The sequence below is a fragment of the Rhizobium sp. P1_E1 genome (genome assembly GCF_056406015.1).
Window position 1 is genome coordinate 1 of the sequence record NZ_JBFUAY010000104.1, and the last position, 19434, is coordinate 19434.

Below are 19434 nucleotides of genomic sequence, written 5' to 3' on the forward strand. Positions count from 1 at the left end.
CCATCATCTCCAAGATCCTCGCCATCCCCTGCTTCCGCTCGATCCTTGAAGCGTTTCTCGCGAGCCGTCGCTTCTTTGCGACGCTCGGCTTCATTGAGGGAGATGACCCCTTTTTCGCGCTGGGCCTTGAGGTCGGCAATGTCTTTCAACAGGCGTTGGAAGTCCGGATCGCTGCCAACCCGCGCATCATGGCGGCTTTGCAATGTCGGCAGCAGCGTCGTGACAGTGTCAGCGGGCGTGTAGTTCGCGGGCTTGATCTCAGCCCACGGCAGCGCATTGTCATAACTGGTCTCCCCGAAAACAGTCGGATCGGACAGTCCCGGCAAGCCGATATCAGGCGTCACGCCGCGCAGCTGCGTCGTACCGCCGTTGACCCGGAAAAACTGGGCAATTGTCACTTTCAGCTCCCCGAACTCGGGTTTGCTGTTGCGGACGATCTGGTCAAGATCGATGACGGTTTGAACGGTGCCCTTGCCGAAACTGGGTTCACCGACGATTACGCCTCGACCGTAGTCCTGGATTGCCGCGGCAAAAATCTCCGAAGCCGACGCCGAGCCGCGATTGATCAGGACACCCATCGGACCTGTCCAGACAGGCGCTGCAAACTCAGCACTTTTAACCTCGATCTTGCCGTCGCTGCGACGTTGCTGAACGACCGGTCCATTGCCGATGAAGAGACCGGTCAAATCAATTGCCTCGTCCAATGAACCGCCGCCATTGTTGCGCAGGTCAATGAGAACGCTGTCGACCTTTTCCTGCTTCAGTTCGTCGAGAAGCTTGGCGACATCGCGGCTTGCGCTTTTGTAATCCTTGTCGCCTTTGCCCTTGGCTTCAAAATCCTCATAGAATACCGGCAGCGTGATGATCCCGATTTTACGCGTGGCGTCGCCCGCCTTCACGGACAGCACAGTCTTCCTGGCGGCCTGCTTGTCGAGACTGATTTTATCGCGCACCAGGCTGATGACGCGGTGCGTGCCATCTGCTCCGGCATCTGCCGGCAGGATGTCCAGCCGCACGACGGAGCCTTTTTTTCCGCGTATCATCTGCACGACTTCATCAAGGCGCGTGCCCACCACTTCCTTGATCGCCCCATCCTTGCCTTGACCAACACCGGTAATGCGGTCTCCGACCGCGAGCTTGCCGGACAGTTGCGCCGGCCCGCCAGGCACGAGCTCACGGATCGTCGTGTAGTCGTCGCGTTCCTGCAGCACAGCTCCGATACCAAACAGCGAAAGCTTCATCGAGACATTGAAGTCGGCTGAAGCGGCCGCGCCGAAATAGTCCGTGTGCGGATCGATCGACGTCGAATAGGCGTCCATGAACGACTGGAACACGTCGTCGCTTTTGAACTTGTAGGCGCGCTCGAGTGTGTTTTCGTAACGTTTGTCGAGCGTTTCGCGAATAGCCGTGTCGGTTTTGCCGCCGAGCTTCAGCCGCAACCAGTCGCTTTTGACGCGTTTGCGCCAAAGCTCATTGCTTTCGGCTTCCGACTGCGACCACGGCGCTTTATCGCGCAGCACCGAATAATTTTCCTGCGTACTGAAATCGAAGCCCTGCTTCAGCAGGCTGCGCGCGTAGTTCATGCGGTCGACAACGCGCTGTTCATAGGCGTTGAAAATCGCAAACGGGATCTTCAAGTCCTTCCGTTCTATCGCATCGTCGATCTCGTTGCGATCTGACATAAACCTGTCGATATCCGCTTGCAGGAAGAGCATGCGGTCCGGATCAAGTGACTTGATGAACCCATCCATGATCCTGGCCGACAAGGCGTCGTCGAGTGGAACGGGCTTGTAGCTATACCGCGAAAGAAATTGTGCGCTCAACTCAGCGGCTTGCGCCTGTCGCTTTAGCGGCGCCAAAACAGGCGGTGATGCGACTTCAGCATATGCGGACTGTGCAATTGCAAGAAATGCACCAAGGAAAACGTAGGCTATGCGCATGCAGCGTTGATCCAATTCTTTATGCCTGATGTCGATGTGCGATCTATGTGACGCAATCATGGTTTTTTGGCAACCAAGTGGCAAACGATGGTTTGCAAAGCCGCGGAAACATATCCGGCGCGTGGTCGGCGTCTCCGCAGCCGGCGCTCAATCCGCCTGCACGTCTTGCCAGGAGTCGAATGTCGCAGCCTGACCACGACGGTGTCCGCTGCGGTCGACGAGATCCCAGACGATGGCTTTCTCGATATAGAAACGCCGTCCTGACTTGGCGATGCGAAGTCCGCGGTAGTCGGCGATAAAGCCGTTGGCCGCTACGGCATTCAACAACCTGTCACGTTCCGCGCGATCGGGTGCCTCCGCCGAAAGACGCGATGGCAAAGTGATGAACTCGTCCCACGAATATTCAAAGCAGGCCTGAGCAGCGCGGTTTGCGTAGATGAAGCGCGGATCGGCGTCAGTGTTGTGGGCAAGGACAACCGCCGGCGACTGCTCGTAAAGCCATTCGGCACCCTGGCCCTTGGGCGTCAGGCTGCGTCCTACGCTTCGTTCGAAGCTTTCCGCCATCAGTGCGTAAAATTCGAGATCGTAAGACGAGTCGAGGCCGGCGTCGGTATAGTTGGCAGTCATGCTGCCCATCCTGAATTGCGGCGAGAGATCTTGAAGTGATCTTCTCGCTTGAAAAGGGGCTACAAAATCCTTTTGCGCTACAGAAAGTGCAAGCTCAAATGCGACCCGGTCAAGCCCGGCGATCGGGACTTCAGGCGTCGTCCTGCAGGTAGCGCTCCGCGAGCCTAGCCCACATGGCCGCACCTACCGTCAGGCTGGCATCGGCGAAGTCATATTTGGGGCTATGCAGGATGGCGGAATTCATGCCGTTGCCGAGGCGCAGGAAGCTGCCCGGCTTGTGCTCGAGAAAGTGCGAAAAATCTTCGCTGCCGGGAATGAGCGGGCACGTCGCGACCTTGTCTTCGCCGATCAGTTCTGCCGCAACGATGCGGGCAAAATCCGTCTCGGCAGGKGAGTTGACGACGACAGGATTGCCGCGATCGTAGTCGATCTCGATCGAAGCATTGTGACCCTCGGCCACCGCGCGGGCTAGCTTCGTGATGCGTTCCTGCAGGAGATCGCGAATGCCAGGCTCGAAGGAGCGCACGCTCAATGCGAGCTTGGCATATTCCGGAATGACGTTGACGGCGTCGCCGGCATGGATCGTGCCGACGGTGATGACCGCTGTCTGGGTCGGATCGAGGTTGCGCGAGATGATCGTCTGCAGCGAGACGACGAGGTTGCACGCCACGACCACGGGATCGATGGTCAGGTGCGGCCGCGACGCATGGCCGCCTTTGCCCTTGATGGTAATCTCGACGGTATCCGACGCCGCCATCATCGGGCCGGATCGCAGCAGGATGGTGCCTTCGGGAGCGCCGGGGTGGTTGTGGAGGCCAAAGATTGCGTCGAACGAAAATCGCTCGAACAGGCCGTCGGCGATCATCGCCTGGGCGCCGCTATTCTTGCCCGCCTCTTCCGCCGGCTGGAAGATCAGCGTCACCGTGCCGTTGAAGCGGCGGGTTCGGGCGAGATATTCGGCGGCGCCGAGCAGCACGGTGGTGTGGCCGTCATGGCCGCAGGCATGCATCTTGCCGGGGGTGCCGCTGGCATAGGCAAGCCCGGTTTCCTCGACGATCGGCAGCGCATCCATATCGGCGCGGATGGCGATGCCCTTGCCACCCTTGCCGGCGCTGAGCCGCGCAACAACCCCATGGCCACCGACATTGCGGGTCACGTCGTAGCCCCAGCCTTCCAGCTTTTCCGCGACGTAACGTGCCGTTTCCGCTTCTTCAAAGGAGAGTTCCGGATGGGCATGCAGATACTGGCGGGTCGCCTTCAGCTCCCCCTCCATGGCTTCGAAGTCGGAAAGGCGGGCATAGGCATTGTCGAGCGTGGGCATGAAAACATCCAGTATTGGTCGAAAAGGACGATTGTTCCGACCCGAGGGCCGAAGCAGCGAGGTGACACCAGTCAGAGAAAACGGGCGAGGAAAGCCTGGGTTCGGGGATGTTGCGGATTGCCGATGACATCCTCGGGCTTGCCCATTTCAACGACATTGCCGCCATCCATGAACACCACCCGATCGGCCGCCTCACGGGCGAAACCGATCTCGTGGGTCACCACGATCATCGTCAGGCCCTGTTTGGCGAGATCGCGCATGGTGGAGAGAACTTCGCCGACCAGTTCCGGGTCGAGCGCAGAGGTGGGCTCATCGAACAGCATCAGCTTGGGCTTGATCGCAAGGGCGCGGGCGATGGCAACGCGCTGCTGCTGACCGCCGGAGAGTTGCCGGGGATAGCTACCCGCCTTTTCCGACAGGCCGACCCGTTCCAAAAGCCGCATGGCGTTCTCGGTTGCGGCCTTGCGGCTTTCTCCGTGCACACCGATCGGAGCTTCGATGATGTTCTGCAGCACCGTCATATGCGGATAGAGATTGAACTGCTGGAACACCATGCCGATCTTGCGCCGCTGGCTGGCGATCCCGTTGCTGGACAGCTTTTCCAGCCGGTTTTTACGAAGGCGATAGCCGATCTGTTCGCCATCAACTTCGATGAACCCCTTATTGATCGCTTCGAGATGGTTGATGCAGCGCAGGAAGGTCGATTTTCCCGAGCCGGACGGGCCAAGCACCACGACGACTTCACCCGGCATGACGTCGAGGTCGATCCCCTTTAGCACTTCGAGCCGGTCGAAAGATTTGTGGACGTTGCGGGCTCTGACGAGAGGTTTTGCAATTTCGGCACCGGTCAATGGCTTGCCTCCTCGGCAAGGGTCTCGGATTTGGCGGCAGCGGCGTTGTTGCGACGTTCGCTGCGCCCGTAATAGGCTTCGATATAGCTCTGGCCGAGATTGAGGATCGAGGTGATGAAGAGGTACCAGAGGACGGCAACCAGCAGCATCGGCACGATCTCGAAGGTGCGATTGTAGATCGACTGGACGGAATAGAGCAGATCGGCCATGGCGATGACGCTGACGAGCGACGTTGCCTTGATCATGCTGATCAGCTGGTTGCCCGTCGGCGGCACGATCGAGCGCATCGCCTGCGGAATGATGATCCGCCAGAGCGCCCTCGCCTTGGTCATGCCGAAGGCTTCCGCCGTCTCGAACTGGCCGCGATCGACCGAGAGCAGCCCGCCGCGAATGATTTCGGCCATGTAGGCCGCTTCGTTCAAGGCAAGGCCGACGATCGCCGCCGTCATCGGCGTGATCACCGAATTGGTCTCCCAGCTTGCGAGCGCCGGACCAAACGGAATGGCGAGCGAAAGTTCGGGAAAAAGGGTCGAGAGATTGTACCAGAAGATCAGCTGCACCAAGAGCGGCGTGCCGCGAAAGAACCAGATGAACAGCGATGCCAGTGAACGGGCGAGCCGGTCATTAGACAGTCGGGCGATCGCCAGTCCGAGGCCGAGAACGATACCGATGGCCATAGCGACCACCGTCAGGCCCAGGCTGACGTAAAGGCCACTGATGACAGTCGGATCGAAGAAATAGGCCGCGACGACAGGCCAGCCAAAATTCTCGTTATGAGCGACGATCCACAAGAAGTTCGCGGCAATCAGGAGCACGACCACCCATAGGATGAGCCTGCCCGTTTGAAAGGGCTTGTGGGCGTGGGCAACATCGCGGAAGTCCGCACCGCCCAAAGGCGGTGCGCCAATCGAATGGTGATCGCTCATTTCGGCAGGTTTCCGCCAAGATTGAGGCCGGGCTGCTTGATCATGTTGTTCTCAAGACCCCACTTCTTCATGATGGCGGCATAGGTCCCGTTATCCATCAACGCCTTGATCGAGTCGAGCAGAACGGGGCCGAGCGGGGAACCTTTCGGCACGACGGCGCCCTGGTAGAGATCGTCAAAGCCATTCTTCTGGCCAACGCCGCTCAGTTCCAGCTGGCCGTTTGCCTGAGACACGAAATATGTCAACGGTGCCTGCGAGGAGAAGAAGGCATCGGCGCGTTTGGAGCGAACTGCCAGGATCGAGCTCGGCTGGTCGGTGTAGGACTGCACTTCGGGCGCGGGCTTGCCACCCGCCTTGCACTTTTCGACCTGGGCCTGGATCACCTTTTCGGCGGAGCCGCCGGCCATGACTGCAATGCGATTGCCGCAGGCGCTATCGAGCGAATCGATGGCCTTCGGATTGCCCTTCTGAACGGAGAAGACCACGTATTCCTGAACCCAGTCGATGAAATCATTGGCCTCTTCACGGGTTTTGAAGTCACCGATCGGGCCGAAGGCGAACTGGTATCGGCCGGAATTGATGCCGGCGAGCAATGCGGTCAGTCCGCTGACGGTTTCGTGCTCGATCGTAACGCCGAGCATCTGGCCGATTGCATCGGTCAGATCGGCGCTGGCGCCCGTCAATTTCGTGCCGGTGACGATCTCATAGGGAGGAAAGGAACCATTGTTGACGGAGATCATCTTGCCGTCCGTGCGGATCTTCTCCGGCAGGCGGGCGTGAAGCGCGTCGTTGACGGTCTGTTTTGGTACGGCCGCCTCCTCAGCGAACACCGACGTCGTCATCATCAGGCCCAGCAGGGCGGCGGAAGCGATCAGTTTCGAATGCATGTCATTCCCCTTTTTGGTTTTGCGAAAATGGTAGTTCAACATGACGCGAAGAGTTTCACCGGGCCTTGGCGTGCCACGGAAACAGCTCGGCGGGTGTCAAAAGGCGCGGCATGATCTTCTGTTCGTAAAGTTCCTCGGCAAAGTCGGCGATCATTGCCTCGTTCTCGGCAAGCCCGCTGGCCCTCCAGGTCGGCGGCAGATCGGCCGCGCAGCGGCGCAGTTCGTCGATCATCCACGGTGTTGTGTCGGCGTATTTCTCACGCTTTTCCAGCCACAGACGCTGGGACTCGTCGATCAACTCGCTGAGTTCATCCATGATCCAGGGATGCTCCCGGACGATATCAGCCTTGAAGCCGATCAGATGCATGCCCGGGATATAGCCGACCTCATTGAGGTAAGCGACTTCAGCGGCGCGGAAATCATCCAGCACCTGTCGCAGGGGCGATTCCTGATCGAAGAAACCCTTCGGCATGAAAGGCGTGAACACGGCGTCGAGCCCGCCATCCAGCAAAAGATCGACCATCGGACGCTCGCCGGGGACAGCCTCGATGCGGCCAGGCCGTCCAAAGCCATCGAGCCGGTCGACGATCGGGTGAGCTTCCGTCAGGCGCCCGGCATACCACATGGCATCCTCAACGCCGACGCCCTCCCGGCGCAACGCAGCACGGGTCCAGGTATTTCCGGAATCGCGCCAGCCGGTTACGCCGATCTTCTTGCCGCCGAGATCGGACAGCGTGCGGATCGGATTGTCCTTAGCGGTGATAATGCAGCGATGACGGAAGCCGCGCATGATGAAGTTCGGCATGCCGACGATCCGATCATCGCCATCATGACGCATCTGCGAATAGCGGCTGAAGGACATTTCCGCTGCGTCATGCGCCGCGTCATCGGCGAGGCTGGAGATCAGCGTGCCTACACGATCCACTTTGATATCGAGACGGGAAGAACTGACATCACCGAGCACCAGCGGTGTCATGTAATCCCAGTCTCTAAGGGCGATGCGAAGCGTTACAGGCATGCAAAAAACTCACTGAAATGGCTCGACGAGGGGCAAATTAAATGTTCAAAATAACGAGCACAAATGTTATTACGTTATTGAACATTTAAAGTGAGAAAAAAATGGGCGACGCGGTCGAAGCCTCCTGGTTTGCCGAAAAAATAGCCGATCGCAGCATCAGGGGGATCGCTCTCGAAACAAGCGCGCTGATCCGTGCCGGTGTCCTGCCCATCGGCACGCGCCTGCCGGCGATCCGCGATATCGCCTACGAATTGCATGTCAGTCCGGCGACGATCTCCGAAGCTTGGAGCGAATTGCGGCGGCAGAAGATCATCAGCGGCCGGGGGCGCAACGGCACCTGGGTCAGCGGCGACCGCTTTGTCGCCAAGCCGGAACGCCTCGCCAGCTCGGGAAACTATAGGGAAGGTGTGCTCGACCTTACCTTAGCCGGGCCGGATGCAGCACTTCTTCCCCGCCTGGCCGAAGCAATGGCCTATGGCGCGTCCGTCGACGATCTCAACAGCTATGAGCGGAGCCGGATCGTACCTGAGTTGAAGGACGCCGTTTCAGAGCGATGGCCCTATGAGGCGGAAGCCTTTCTGGCCACCAATGGCGGTTACAACGCCGTCTATACGATATTGCATGCGCTGGTCTCCTCGGGCTCGGCGGTCGCGATCGAACATCCGACCGCCATGCGACTGCTCGATATTCTGGAAGATCTCGGCGTGAAAATCATTCCTGTCGCCTGCGACGGCGAAGGCCCCCTGCCGGATTCGCTGCGCGAAGCTTTGCGGCAACGTCCCGCGGCCTTCCTGTTCCAGCCGCGGTTGCATTCCGTGACCGGCGTTACGGTCAGTTCATCCCGCCTCGATCAGCTCGGAGATGTGCTGGAAGACAGCGATACGCTTGTCATCGAGGACGATGGCGTCGGCGACGTGTCGGCGGCACCTCCGCAGTCGCTCGGTGGCCGATTTGCGGAGCGGACGATCCATATCCTGTCACTCTCGAAAAGCCTCGGCCCGGATCTGCGTCTCGCGGTCCTGTCGAGTTCCGCGCCTATCGTCGACCAGATCCAGTCTTACCGCTCCTTCAGTGCCGGCTGGACCAGCCGTATCCTGCAAAGTGCCGCCGCCTGGTTATTGCGCGATCCGGCAACCTGGCAGCTTATCGGCGAGGCGCGCGAGATCTATCAGCAGAGGCGCGACGCTCTTGCCGAAGCGCTCAGCGAACGGGGAATACCGATACCGCCAGGCCAGGGCCTGTGCCTCTGGGTGCCCGTCGTCTCCGAACCATTCGCGATGGTGACGCTCGCCGCACGCAATATCGCCGTCAACCCGGGCAACAAATTCTCCGTCTTGCCAAGCAGTCATATTCGAGTGGCGACGAGCACACTCAGCGATCGCTGCGAGGAAGCTGCCGATGCAATCGCGCTGGCTCACGCGCCGTGAAAGGCAGTGGCCGCAGCCCACGTCTCTGATCCCCAGTCATTCCACGCAAGTCCGGAAACTACTTTCCCTCAAGCCATTCCTGCAGCTCTGCCTCCGCCCGCTCCAGAGCGCTGTAATTCAGGAGTTTGCGCAGGAAAGCGACGGTGACGGCGCGGGCGCGCAGATTGAAGCGGCCGTCCTCGTGGTCGTCACCGGCGCTCTGGTAGACGTCGAGCTTATCGTAAAGCTGCTGCAGACGGTTCTGCACGCTGCGCAGCGACAGGCCCCGACGTTTGGCGATGGCCCGGTCGGTGAGGCCGAGCGCGATATCGACGAGGATCTCGTATTCAGAATCGGTGAAGCCGTTCGTCTGGCCGAGGCTCTTCTGCTGCAGGCCCCGCACCTCGCGGTCGATGACGCACTGGCTCTCGATGAAGATCGAGCGCAGCGCAAGCTTCAGCCGCTCGTCGGAGGCGGATTTCAGCACATAGCCATAAGCGGCGCCATCCGGCACGATGCGGGAGACGCCACGCACATAGGCCTCATCCGAGTAATTCGACCAGAACAGGATGCGGGTTTCCGGCCGCTCCTTCCAGATGGTGCGCGCCGCCTCGATACCGTTGCGGTTCGCCATCTGCAGGTCCATGACGATATGCGCCGACTTGTGGTCGCGGGCGAGCTTCTCGCCGACGGTTCCGTTCTCCGCCTCGATCACCGTGTCGCATTCCGGCAGGGCCGCGTTGACCGCCTCGTGCAGATAGGACCGGTGCAGCGGGTCGTCCTCGACGATCAGAACCTTCATGGTGCCCTCCTCCTCAGTTTGGCCCGATTGCCGGGTCGTGCGGTACGAGTGGCAGCACGACGCGCACCGCAGTCCCGCGATTGTTGTGGCCCGGCCCGGTCGTGAACCGCGCCGAAATCAGCCGCGCACGGGTCTTCATATTGTCGATGCCACCGCCGATCCGTCCCCGCGCTTTGGTGAGGCCGGTTCCGTCGTCGGAGATTTCGATCGATAGCCGGTCGTCATCGGCCTCGAGCCGCACGGTGACGGCGAGCGGGGCGGCATGGCGCACCGCATTGTTGATCGCCTCCTGCGCGATCCGGAACAGCGCGACGCTGACGGTCGGTTCCAGTCGCTCCAGTGCGCCGTGCGTTTCGTCGACAAGGCCCCATTCGATCCCCGATCCGCTGTCGCGGGTCGATCGGTCCAGATGATGCTCGATCGCCTGGGCGAGGCCGAAGAGCTGGAGCACCGAGGGTTTTGCCTGTTCGATGATCTGCCGCAGATCCTGCATGCAATGCTGCAGGGAACGGGAGATCGGCTCCAGCGCCTCGGGCGCCACCTCTCCGTTGCGCGACAGCCGATCGATCCGGCGGGCGAGCCGCGTCAGGTCGGCGAGCGTCTGGTCGTGCAAGTCCATGCCGATGCGCTGTCGTTCCTGCTCCAGGGCTTCGGTAAGCTTCAGCGCACCTTGCCGCAAGCCCTCCTCGCGGGCGCGGGCTTCTGCCTCGACAATGGCCGAGCGTTGCGCCTGCTCAGCCGCTTGCAGCGCGAAGAAATAGGGCGTCAGCAGGTCGGCGATAATACGGGCGCGTTCGATATCCTCCATCGTATAGACGCCCGCCCTGTGCGACGAACAGGAGAGCGCCGCGATGATCGTGCCCTGCACCTTCATGGGCACATGCAAGCGGCTCCTCAGCGACTGTTCGACGATCGGCCGCTTGAACGCGCCCTCGAAGTGGAAACGCGGGTCGGTCATGGCGTCGTCCGCCAGCAGAAAATCCACCTCGCCCCAGAGCAGCGAGCGGATGGGGCTGTTGACAACAGGAGCACCGGCAAGGCCGCCCCAGGCGGTCTCGATGCCCGTCTCATAGGCCGTGTGGTAGTTGCCGCCCTCAAGCAGCACGCAAACATCGAGATGGTCGTGCGGGATGATATGGGCGACCTCGGCCGCAACGGAACGGATAGCCGAGCGGAAGTCGAGCTGGCCCGCGAGCAGCCGGGAAATGCCGAGATAGTGGTCGAACATGGCTGCGGGTACGAGATGCAGCATCGTCAGTTCCTCCCCGAGGCCGCAGCAGGCTCCTCAACCCGCAGCGTCTCCTTCCCAGTAAGCGCCCGCGGACGCGTCGCCGTCTTGCGTAAACCCGCAGCTTGTTGCGCAAATCCCGCAAACGACTTGCCGCCTTGCCCCTGTACAGGGCGATCGATCTCCCGCATCCTGCCCTTACTGAGAGGAGGAAGCTCAGTGCAAGAACAATTTTCACTCGGACCCAATTGGGCCGGCAGGAGTGAAGCGATCCGCCGACCAGCGCGATCATCAGGGAGGAAGACATGACAATCCGTAAGATGCTTCTGGCATCGGCCGCTATTGCTTGCGCCGCGATGCCCGTTTCCGCCTTTGCCGATACGTCGGCCAAGAAGATCGCTCTTTCCAACAACTATGCCGGCAACTCGTGGCGCCAGGCGATGCTGACGAGCTGGGGCAAGGTGACGGGTGAAGCCGTGAAGGCTGGCACCGTTGCCGCAGCCGACCCTTTCACCACTGCTGAGAACCAGGCGACGGAACAGGCCGCTCAGATCCAGAACATGATCCTGCAGGGCTATGACGCCATCGTGCTCAACGCCGCCTCGCCGACGGCGCTGAATGGTGCGGTCAAGGAAGCCTGCGACGCCGGCATCACCGTCGTTTCCTTCGACGGCATCGTGACCGAACCCTGCGCCTGGCGCATCGCCGTCAACTTCAAGGAAATGGGCCGCAGCGAAGTCGAGTACCTGTCGAAGAAGATCCCGGACGGTGGCAACCTGCTCGAGATCCGCGGCCTTGCCGGTGTCTTCGTCGACGACGAGATCTCGGCCGGCATCCACGACGGCGTCAAGCAGTTCCCGCAGTTCAAGATTGTCGGCTCCGTTCACGGCGACTGGGCGCAGGACGTGGCGCAGAAGGCTGTTGCCGGCATCCTGCCGAGCCTGCCCGACATCGCCGGCGTGGTGACGCAGGGTGGCGACGGCTATGGCGCCGCACAGGCGATTGCCGCGACCGATCGGAAGATGCCGATCATCATCATGGGCAACCGCGAAGACGAGCTGAAATGGTGGAAGGAGCAGAAGGACGCGAAGGGCTACGAGACCATGTCGGTGTCCATCGCGCCCGGCGTCTCGACGCTTGCCTTCTGGGTGGCGCAGCAGATCCTCGACGGCAAGGAAGTCAAAAAGGACCTCGTCGTGCCCTTCCTGCGCATCGACCAGGATAATCTAGAAACCAATCTCGCCAATACCCAGGCCGGCGGCGTCGCCAACGTGGAATACACGCAGGCAGACGCAATCAAGGTCATCGAGTCGGCAAAGTAAATCTCCCGGCGACTGCCGCGCGGCCGCAGATGGCCGCGCGGCATTTTTTGCAAGCAGGCATGGCGGGCAGCATGGATGAGGTTTTGAAGGCGGTGATCGCCGTCGATGGCGCCAAGGTGAGCTTCGGCGCGGTCAGGGCACTCGATGGCGTGACCCTCCGCGTCATGCCGGGCGAATGCGTCGGGCTCGTCGGGCACAATGGAGCCGGCAAGTCCACCATCGTCAGCGTCATCAACGGCGGCCTCACGCCGCACGAAGGAAGTGTGGCAAGCGACGGCGAGCGGCTGGAGCGCTACGGTATCAACGCGGCGCGTGCCCGCGGCGTGCGCTGCGTCTTCCAGGAGCTTTCGCTCTGCCCCAACCTTTCGATCGTCGAGAACACGCGCATCATGCATCGCCATCTCGGCGGCTTCGGCTGGCGCAGGCGCGCCGCAGAGATCATCGAGAAAAGCCTCGATGCCGTCTTTCCCGGCCACGGCATCGACAGCAGCCGGACCGTCGGCGATCTTTCGATCGCCGAGCGGCAGATGGTCGAGATATCAATGGCCTTTTCCGACGCCGGCATTGCACCCCGTCTGGTGATCCTCGACGAACCCACTTCGTCGCTCGATGCAAGCCTTGCCCGGCAGATGCTCGACTATGTTCGCCGCTTCATCGCGACCGGCGGGTCCGTCATCTTCATCTCGCATATCCTGCACGAGATCCTCGAAACCTCCGATCGCATCGTCGTCATGAAGGATGGCCGTGTCGTCGCCGAGCGCCCGGCGCAGGGCTTCGACCATCACGGCCTGGTGGAAGCGATGGGCACCGTTGCGAAAGAGGAGACCAAGCAGCGCTCGGCGCGCGAACAATCCACCGCCCAGCTCATTCTCTCCCATCAGGCGAAAGGCCTGCCCTTTGCGGCGCGCAAGGGTGAGATCATCGGACTGGCGGGTTTGGCCGGCCACGGGCAGACCGAGCTGCTGCTCGCCCTGCATGCCGCCAAATCCGGCAACTGGCTGCCGGAGCGCGATCCTGTCGTCACCTTTGTCGCCGGCGACCGACGCCTCAACGGCGTCTTCGAGCTGTGGAGCATCCTGCGCAATTTCTCCATCGCCTCGCTCGCTGACCTCTCCCGGCGCGGCCTCATCCTCGCGGGCGAAGAGGAGACGAAGGGCGCTGACTGGAAGCGGCGGATCGAGATCCGCACGCCCGACATGGACAATCGTATCCTCTCGCTTTCCGGCGGCAACCAGCAGAAGGTGCTCTTTGCCCGGGCGCTGGCGACACGCGCGCCTGTCGTCTTGATGGACGATCCGATGCGCGGCGTCGATGTCGGCACCAAGCAGGAGGTCTACGCGATCATCCGCGAGGAAGCGGCGCGTGGCCGCACCTTCATCTGGTACTCGACCGAAATGGACGAGGTCCGCCTCTGCGACCGCGTCTATGTCTTCCGCGAAGGCCGCATCACGGCCGAACTCGCCGGCGACGMCGTCAACGAGAAGAATATCATCGCCGCCTCCTTCGAAGGGGTCGCCGCATGACGGTCCGGCTGTCGTCCGACGCCATGCGTCTTGCCATTCCCGCCTTGTCGCTGACGCTGCTGCTTGCCGCCGTCTTCTGGCTGCAGCCGCGCGCCATGAGCTATGTCGGGCTCAACTTGCTGTTCAACCTGGCTGTGCCGATCGCGCTGGCGACGATCGCCCAGATGATCGTGATGGCGGTCAACGATCTCGATCTCTCGATGGGCACATTCGTCAGCTTCGTCGCCTGCGTCACCGCAACCTTTCTGCGGGATGCCCCGGTGACCGGCGTGCTGATCCTTGCCGGCGCGATCGCAACCTATGCGGCGCTTGGCGTCGTCATCTATCTGCGCGACCTGCCCTCCATCGTCGTGACCCTCGGCATGAGCTTCGTCTGGGGTGGCCTTGCCGTATTGCTGCTGCCGGCACCGGGCGGGCAGGCGCCCGATTGGGTCCGCTGGCTGATGACCGTCAAGCCGCCGCTGGCGCCGATGGCGATCGTCGCCAGCATCGTCATCGCCGTGGTTGCCCATCTCCTCATCATGCGCTCCTCGCTCGGCGTGCTGATGCGCGGCATTGGCGGCAACCAGCGCTCGGTCGAGCGCGCCGGCTGGTCGATTGTCGCGGCGCGCGCTGCCGCCTATGGGCTTGCCGGCCTCTTTGCTGTGCTCGCCGGCATTGCCCTTGTCGGCCTGACCACCTCGGCCGATGCCAATATCGCACTGCGCTACACGCTGCTGTCGATCGCCGGCGTGATCCTTGGCGGCGGCGAGTTCATCGGCGGCCGCGTCTCCCCGGTCGGCGCCGTCATCGGCGCGCTGACGCTGACGCTCGCCGGCTCGTTCCTGTCCTTCCTGCGGATCTCGCCGGACTGGCAGATCGGGGCCCAGGGCGCGATCCTGATCATCGTGCTCGCACTTCGTCTGATGCTGAACCGCCTGGAGAAGCGGGAGAAGCGCCGATGACCCCTCTCCTTCGCCTCTTTCGCAAACCCTGGATCTGGTCGTGGCTTGCCGCCTTTGTCGTCTGGTTTCTGACGATCATGGTGACGCTCGGCGCCAGCACGCTTGGCCTGTCGCAGGCAGCCCTCACCTTCGCGGCCTTCTCGGTCATCGTCGGCATCGGCCAGATGTTCGTCATCACGCTCGGCCCCGGCAACATCGACCTCTCGGTTCCCGCCACCATGACGCTTGCCGGCACGGTGGCGCTGAAGCTGATGAATGTCGAAAACGGCATGATCCTGCCCGGCCTTCTCGTCGCCATCGTCATCGGCCTTGTCGTCGGTCTCGGCAACTATGCACTTATCAAGGCGCTGCGCATTCCGCCGATCATCGCCACACTGTCCATGAGCTTCATCGTGCAGTCTGCCGCGATCTGGACGAACCGGGGACTGCGCATCAAGCCACCGAGCGTGCTGGCGGAATTCACCACGTCGCACACGCTCGGCGTGCCGAATGTGGCGATCGCAGCACTCCTGATCTCGCTGCTGGCCTGGTTCTTGCTCGAAAAGACGATCTACGGGCGCTGGATCTCGGCGATTGGCCAGAGCATGCCGGCAGCCCGCATGGCCGGCATTCCGGTCGACGGCACGCGTTTCGTCACGTACCTCTTCTGCGCCGTTCTAGCCTCGGTCGCGGGCTATCTGCTCGCCTGCTTTTCCGGCGGCGCCGCGCTCAACATGGGCTCGGAATATCTCTTGATGTCGATCGCCGTCGTCGTCATCGGCGGCACGGCGGTCGCCGGCGGTGATTCCAACGTACCGGGCATCTGGGGCGCATCGCTCTTCATGTTCCTGGTCGTCTCCATGCTCAACACTTACGGGCTCGGCGCGGGCATCCGCCTGATCATGACCGGCCTCATCATCATCAGCGTCATCATGCTCGCCGGCGGCCGCCGGGCCGGCATGCGATAAACGGAAAGACCGCCATGGCCGAGGCCAGCATCTACGAAATCCACGACCCGCGCTTCCGGCAGATGATCGTGACCAGCGCCGGTCTCGACGAGCTATATTCAAGCTGCCGCTGGGCGGAGGGTCCCGTCTGGTTCAACGACGCGAACCAACTGCTGTGGAGCGACATTCCCAACCAGCGCATGCTGCGATGGACGCCTGAGAGCGGCGTCTCCATCTATCGCCAACCCTCCAACTTCACCAACGGCCATACGCGCGACCGGCAGGGACGGCTGATATCCTGTGAACATGGGACGCGCCGCGTCACCCGCACCGAGGTCGACGGCTCGATCACCGTGCTCGCCGATCGTTTCAAGGGCGCCAGGCTCAATTCGCCGAACGACGTGGTGGTAAAATCGGACGGCACGATCTGGTTCACCGACCCCACCTACGGCATCATGTCGGACTATGAAGGCTATCGCGCCGAGCCGGAGCAGCCGACCCGCAACGTCTACCGGCTCGATCCGACGACCGGCGAAATTGCGGCTGTCGTCACGGATTTCATTCAGCCAAACGGCCTCGCCTTCTCGCCCGATGAGACAATCCTCTACCTGGCGGACTCGGCCGCCAGCCATGACGAAAGCCTGCCGCGTCACATCCGCGCTTTCGATGTGATCGACGGCAAAAGGCTCGCGAACGGCCGCGTCTTCTGCCTGATCGACAACGGCATTCCGGACGGCATTCGCACAGACGTCAACGGAAACCTCTGGTCGAGTGCTGCCGATGGCGTCCATTGTTTCGACCCGACCGGCAAACTGATCGGCAAGATCCGCGTACCGCAGACCGTCGCCAACCTCACCTTCGGCGGCCCCCAACGCAACCGGCTGTTTATTGCGGCGACGCGGTCGGTTTATGCGGTGTACGTTGCGGTGAGTGGGGCGCAGGTGCCGTGAGGTTGGTCGCCTTGCACCAATATGGCGCGAGGCGAACAAAAAGCTCGGCGGCCCACGTATGCTGGCCGCCGATCTCCACATAAATCTCTTCATCAGATGGGCTGATTGAACCCTCCGCTCGAGTCCGTAAGGCCATGCATGTTCCGGATCAGATCGGCCGCCCGCTCTCCGATGACAACGCAAGGCGCCATGGTGTTGCCGGTGGTGATACGCGGCATGATCGAGGAGTCTGCGATGCGAAGGCCATCGATACCGTACACCTTGAGCTCACTGTCGACCACAGACCTGCTGTCACGTCCCATTTTGGCTGTGCAGGACTGATGCCAGTAGGTGACCGCCGAACGCCGGATAAAGTCGATCATCCCTGATCTGTCGCGCGCGCCCGGAGCCGCCTCGCCTGTCACCAGTGGCGTGAAAGCATCGCTGTTTCCGAGTTCGCGACACAAGTCCACCGCAGCCAAGGCGGCCGCCATGTCTTCCGGCGCGCTGAGTGAATTCGGTTCGATCAGGATAGGGTCATTCGTATTGGGGCCGGAGAGCCGCAATCGACCACGGCTTTTTGGCTGGGCGAGACCGTTAAACATCGTCCAGCCATGTTCCGGCGTTTCGAGGCCCGTCTCGATCGGCGACGGCACAGCGAACTCCAACTGGCACTGAAGAATGTCCGGCTGCGCAAGACGCGAGTCGCTTTTCCAGTAGAGTTTTGCTTCGCAGCCGCTACCACCGACGGTTTCTGATTTTCGATATGCCCAGGTGCAGCCGAATGCGAGGTGATCCTGATGATTGCGCCCAACGCCAGGTAAGTGTTGAACCACGGGAATGCCATGGGCTTGCAGCTCGTCTTCCGGACCTATGCCCGACTGCATCAACACTTTCGGAGTGTTGATCGCGCCTAGCGACAGTACCGTTTCGCAACGCGCCGTGAATTGACGTCGCTGATCATCGACGAGAACCTCGACACCCGTCACGCGCTTGCCATCGAAGATGAGGCGCGTGACCAGTGCGTAGGTCAGCACAGTCAGGTTTGGGCGCGACATGAGCGGACGGACATAGGATCCGAACACGGATTCCCGCTTGCCATCCCGGATCCGCAGTTCAGCGATCGATGCCCCTCCTGGCCCCTCCATCATTTCACCGTTCGGGCTATCGTAGACGGGAATGCCGATAGTGGATGCCGCACTCAACAAGGCCTCTGCGATCGGTTGGGGCGCCTGCGGCTGCGCTACGTAGGCGGGTCCTCCCACGCCGCGACGCGTTGGGTCCGGAGCGCCCTGCCAATCTTCGATCCGGCGATAGTAGCCGAGGATTGACTGATAGCCCCACGCGTCATCGCCGGCTTCAGCGGCAAAGTGGTCCCAATCTCCCCTGTGTCCTCTGGCCCACACCATGACATTGATGCTCGAACCGCCACCGAGCCCTTTGCCCATGCTGAGAGGAAGACGTCGACCGTCCAGGCCAGGTGCCGGTTGTCCGACAAAACCCCAGTCCCGGATCGAGCCGAGATTGAGCGGCCACTGCGTAGGGTTTGTAACGCTCTCGGCCGCATCGTCCCCGCCTGCCTCGAGCAGTAGGACGCTTGCGTTTCCATCCTCTGCCAGTCGCGCGGCAACAACGGAGCCGCTGGACCCGGCGCCGCAGACGATGAAGTCGAAAACATCACCGACCTCGCTCTGAGGAATGGGCGGATTTTTGGGTGCATTCTGGTCATGACTATTCAGCTTCACGTGACTACCTCCGTGAATGGATTCAAAATAATAGCGAAAGTGCTGAGGATCCCGGGGCGAATGCGGGCAATGGATCCTAGGCCGAGATCGTGCGGCCTTCATCTGCTCGCTTTGGCCCGACCTCGCTCGGTTCGACGGGCGCTGCTCTTCGCCATCGGGACAGTGCCGGCTGTCCCGATGAAACTGCGTCTGTCACTACTTCTTCGCCGAGAAGGCCTTGGCGGCCTGATCAATGGTATCCGCGACCACCTTCGGCTGCGTCATGAACAGGGCGTGGCTTGCCGAAACCTTGGTGATCTTCGCCTTGATGCGTTCGGCCATGTGGATCAGCATGGCCTGATCGAATGCCCTATCCTCGGTAGCAATCACAGCCCAGCTGGGCTTGGTGTGCCAGGCAGCATGTTCGAGCTTCGTGCCGAACGCCGACATATTGATCGGGACTTGCGCGTCTCTCATGAACGCAACATCAGCATCGCTGACGTCATGAGCAAAGCCAGCCTTGAACTTTTCCGGGCTGACATATCCAAAACCATCCTTCGTCGTCTCGATGACGAATTCCGATGCGGGAGCAAATCCTTCGTATTGTTGAGCCGTCGTCTCGCCTGCATCAGGAGAGAGAGCCGAGACGTAAACGAGGCCTGCAACCTTTGCATCAATGCCAGCTTCCGTGATGACCGTGCCGCCCCAGGAATGTCCAACGAGAATGACCGGACCATCCTGCCGTTCCAGCGCACGTTTGGTGGCTGCGACATCGTCTTCGAGAGATGTCAGGGGGTTCTGGACAATGGTAACGCGATAGCCCCGCTTGGTGAGGTTGTCATAAACACCCTTCCAGCCAGAACCGTCCGCAAAGGCGCCGTGGACGAGCACAACATTTCTGACGGATTGGCCTTGAGAGATGGTGTCCGCGGCGTTCGCCGGCAATGCGGCGGCGGACAGTGAGGCTGCAGTAGCAATTGCGGCTATGGTGGTCGTGGTCTTGCGTGGCATGGCTGATTCCTCGGTAATTGCGATAACTGTTATTGCGATATATATAAGC

General features: G+C 61.4%; 17 protein-coding genes. 6 read left to right on the forward strand and 11 right to left on the reverse strand.

Features of this window, described 5'->3' with window-relative positions; translation table 11 throughout:
* From AC1D1Z_RS25435 to AC1D1Z_RS25465, 7 genes are all read right to left on the reverse strand, one after another.
* A partial coding sequence (locus AC1D1Z_RS25435) for a carboxy terminal-processing peptidase (protein WP_477851924.1) occupies positions 1–1940 on the reverse strand: 1940 nt, incomplete at its 3' end.
* Between the two features lie 147 nt (positions 1941–2087).
* Positions 2088–2567 (reverse strand): MEKHLA domain-containing protein, encoded by a 480-nt coding sequence (locus tag AC1D1Z_RS25440; RefSeq protein ID WP_020493431.1) that lies wholly within the window; start codon positions 2565–2567, stop codon positions 2088–2090.
* Between the two features lie 130 nt (positions 2568–2697).
* A complete protein-coding gene (locus AC1D1Z_RS25445) occupies positions 2698–3888 on the reverse strand; it encodes a M20 aminoacylase family protein (protein ID WP_018516795.1) in 1191 nt (396 codons plus the stop codon).
* Positions 3889–3959: 71 nt separating this feature from the next.
* Positions 3960–4739: an amino acid ABC transporter ATP-binding protein gene (locus AC1D1Z_RS25450; RefSeq protein WP_018245602.1), complete on the reverse strand. Its 780-nt coding sequence runs from the start codon at positions 4737–4739 to the stop codon at positions 3960–3962.
* On the reverse strand, positions 4736–5665 hold the full coding sequence (locus AC1D1Z_RS25455) for an amino acid ABC transporter permease (protein ID WP_018245601.1): 930 nt from the start codon (positions 5663–5665) through the stop codon (positions 4736–4738). Before AC1D1Z_RS25455 ends, AC1D1Z_RS25450 begins: the two co-directional genes overlap by 4 nt.
* The gene (locus AC1D1Z_RS25460; protein WP_026188692.1) at positions 5662–6552 is read right to left on the reverse strand and encodes an ABC transporter substrate-binding protein; all 891 of its coding nucleotides are present in this window, start codon (positions 6550–6552) and stop codon (positions 5662–5664) included. The genes AC1D1Z_RS25455 and AC1D1Z_RS25460 overlap by 4 nt, the downstream gene beginning before the upstream one ends.
* 55 nt (positions 6553–6607) lie before the next feature.
* A complete protein-coding gene (locus AC1D1Z_RS25465) occupies positions 6608–7570 on the reverse strand; it encodes a substrate-binding domain-containing protein (protein WP_027690912.1) in 963 nt (320 codons plus the stop codon).
* A gap of 101 nt (positions 7571–7671) precedes the next feature.
* On the opposite strand from AC1D1Z_RS25465, the gene AC1D1Z_RS25470 reads away from it, so the two are divergent.
* Complete coding sequence (locus AC1D1Z_RS25470; RefSeq protein ID WP_026188691.1) at positions 7672–8997, forward strand: aminotransferase-like domain-containing protein; 1326 nt, start codon at positions 7672–7674, stop codon at positions 8995–8997.
* Between the two features lie 58 nt (positions 8998–9055).
* Here AC1D1Z_RS25470 and AC1D1Z_RS25475 read toward each other — a convergent pair whose 3' ends face one another.
* Together AC1D1Z_RS25475 and AC1D1Z_RS25480 are read right to left on the reverse strand one after the other, a co-directional pair.
* Complete coding sequence (locus AC1D1Z_RS25475) at positions 9056–9778, reverse strand: response regulator transcription factor (protein ID WP_003562390.1); 723 nt, start codon at positions 9776–9778, stop codon at positions 9056–9058.
* Between the two features lie 13 nt (positions 9779–9791).
* The gene (locus AC1D1Z_RS25480; RefSeq protein ID WP_018245597.1) at positions 9792–11030 is read right to left on the reverse strand and encodes a GAF domain-containing sensor histidine kinase; all 1239 of its coding nucleotides are present in this window, start codon (positions 11028–11030) and stop codon (positions 9792–9794) included.
* Between the two features lie 281 nt (positions 11031–11311).
* On the opposite strand from AC1D1Z_RS25480, the gene AC1D1Z_RS25485 reads away from it, so the two are divergent.
* The 5 genes from AC1D1Z_RS25485 (at position 11312) to AC1D1Z_RS25505 (ending at position 16671) form a co-directional block, all read left to right on the forward strand.
* Positions 11312–12328 (forward strand): ABC transporter substrate-binding protein, encoded by a 1017-nt coding sequence (locus AC1D1Z_RS25485; protein ID WP_018245596.1) that lies wholly within the window; start codon positions 11312–11314, stop codon positions 12326–12328.
* A 71-nt stretch (positions 12329–12399) separates the two neighbouring features.
* The gene (locus AC1D1Z_RS25490; protein WP_477851920.1) at positions 12400–13851 is read left to right on the forward strand and encodes a sugar ABC transporter ATP-binding protein; all 1452 of its coding nucleotides are present in this window, start codon (positions 12400–12402) and stop codon (positions 13849–13851) included.
* Positions 13848–14795, forward strand: coding sequence for an ABC transporter permease (locus AC1D1Z_RS25495; protein WP_018245594.1), 948 nt, complete (start codon positions 13848–13850; stop codon positions 14793–14795). The genes AC1D1Z_RS25490 and AC1D1Z_RS25495 overlap by 4 nt, the downstream gene beginning before the upstream one ends.
* Complete coding sequence (locus tag AC1D1Z_RS25500) at positions 14792–15742, forward strand: ABC transporter permease (protein WP_018245593.1); 951 nt, start codon at positions 14792–14794, stop codon at positions 15740–15742. The genes AC1D1Z_RS25495 and AC1D1Z_RS25500 overlap by 4 nt, the downstream gene beginning before the upstream one ends.
* Before the next feature lie 14 nt (positions 15743–15756).
* On the forward strand, positions 15757–16671 hold the full coding sequence (locus tag AC1D1Z_RS25505) for an SMP-30/gluconolactonase/LRE family protein (protein WP_018245592.1): 915 nt from the start codon (positions 15757–15759) through the stop codon (positions 16669–16671).
* Positions 16672–16763: 92 nt separating this feature from the next.
* Here the strand turns inward: AC1D1Z_RS25505 and AC1D1Z_RS25510 are convergent, their stop codons facing one another.
* Together AC1D1Z_RS25510 and AC1D1Z_RS25515 are read right to left on the reverse strand one after the other, a co-directional pair.
* Entirely contained in the window at positions 16764–18395 is a 1632-nt protein-coding gene (locus AC1D1Z_RS25510) for a GMC family oxidoreductase (RefSeq protein WP_018245591.1), read from the reverse strand.
* Positions 18396–18590: 195 nt separating this feature from the next.
* Complete coding sequence (locus AC1D1Z_RS25515; RefSeq protein ID WP_018245590.1) at positions 18591–19385, reverse strand: alpha/beta fold hydrolase; 795 nt, start codon at positions 19383–19385, stop codon at positions 18591–18593.
* Between the last annotated feature and the right edge of the window lie 49 nt (positions 19386–19434).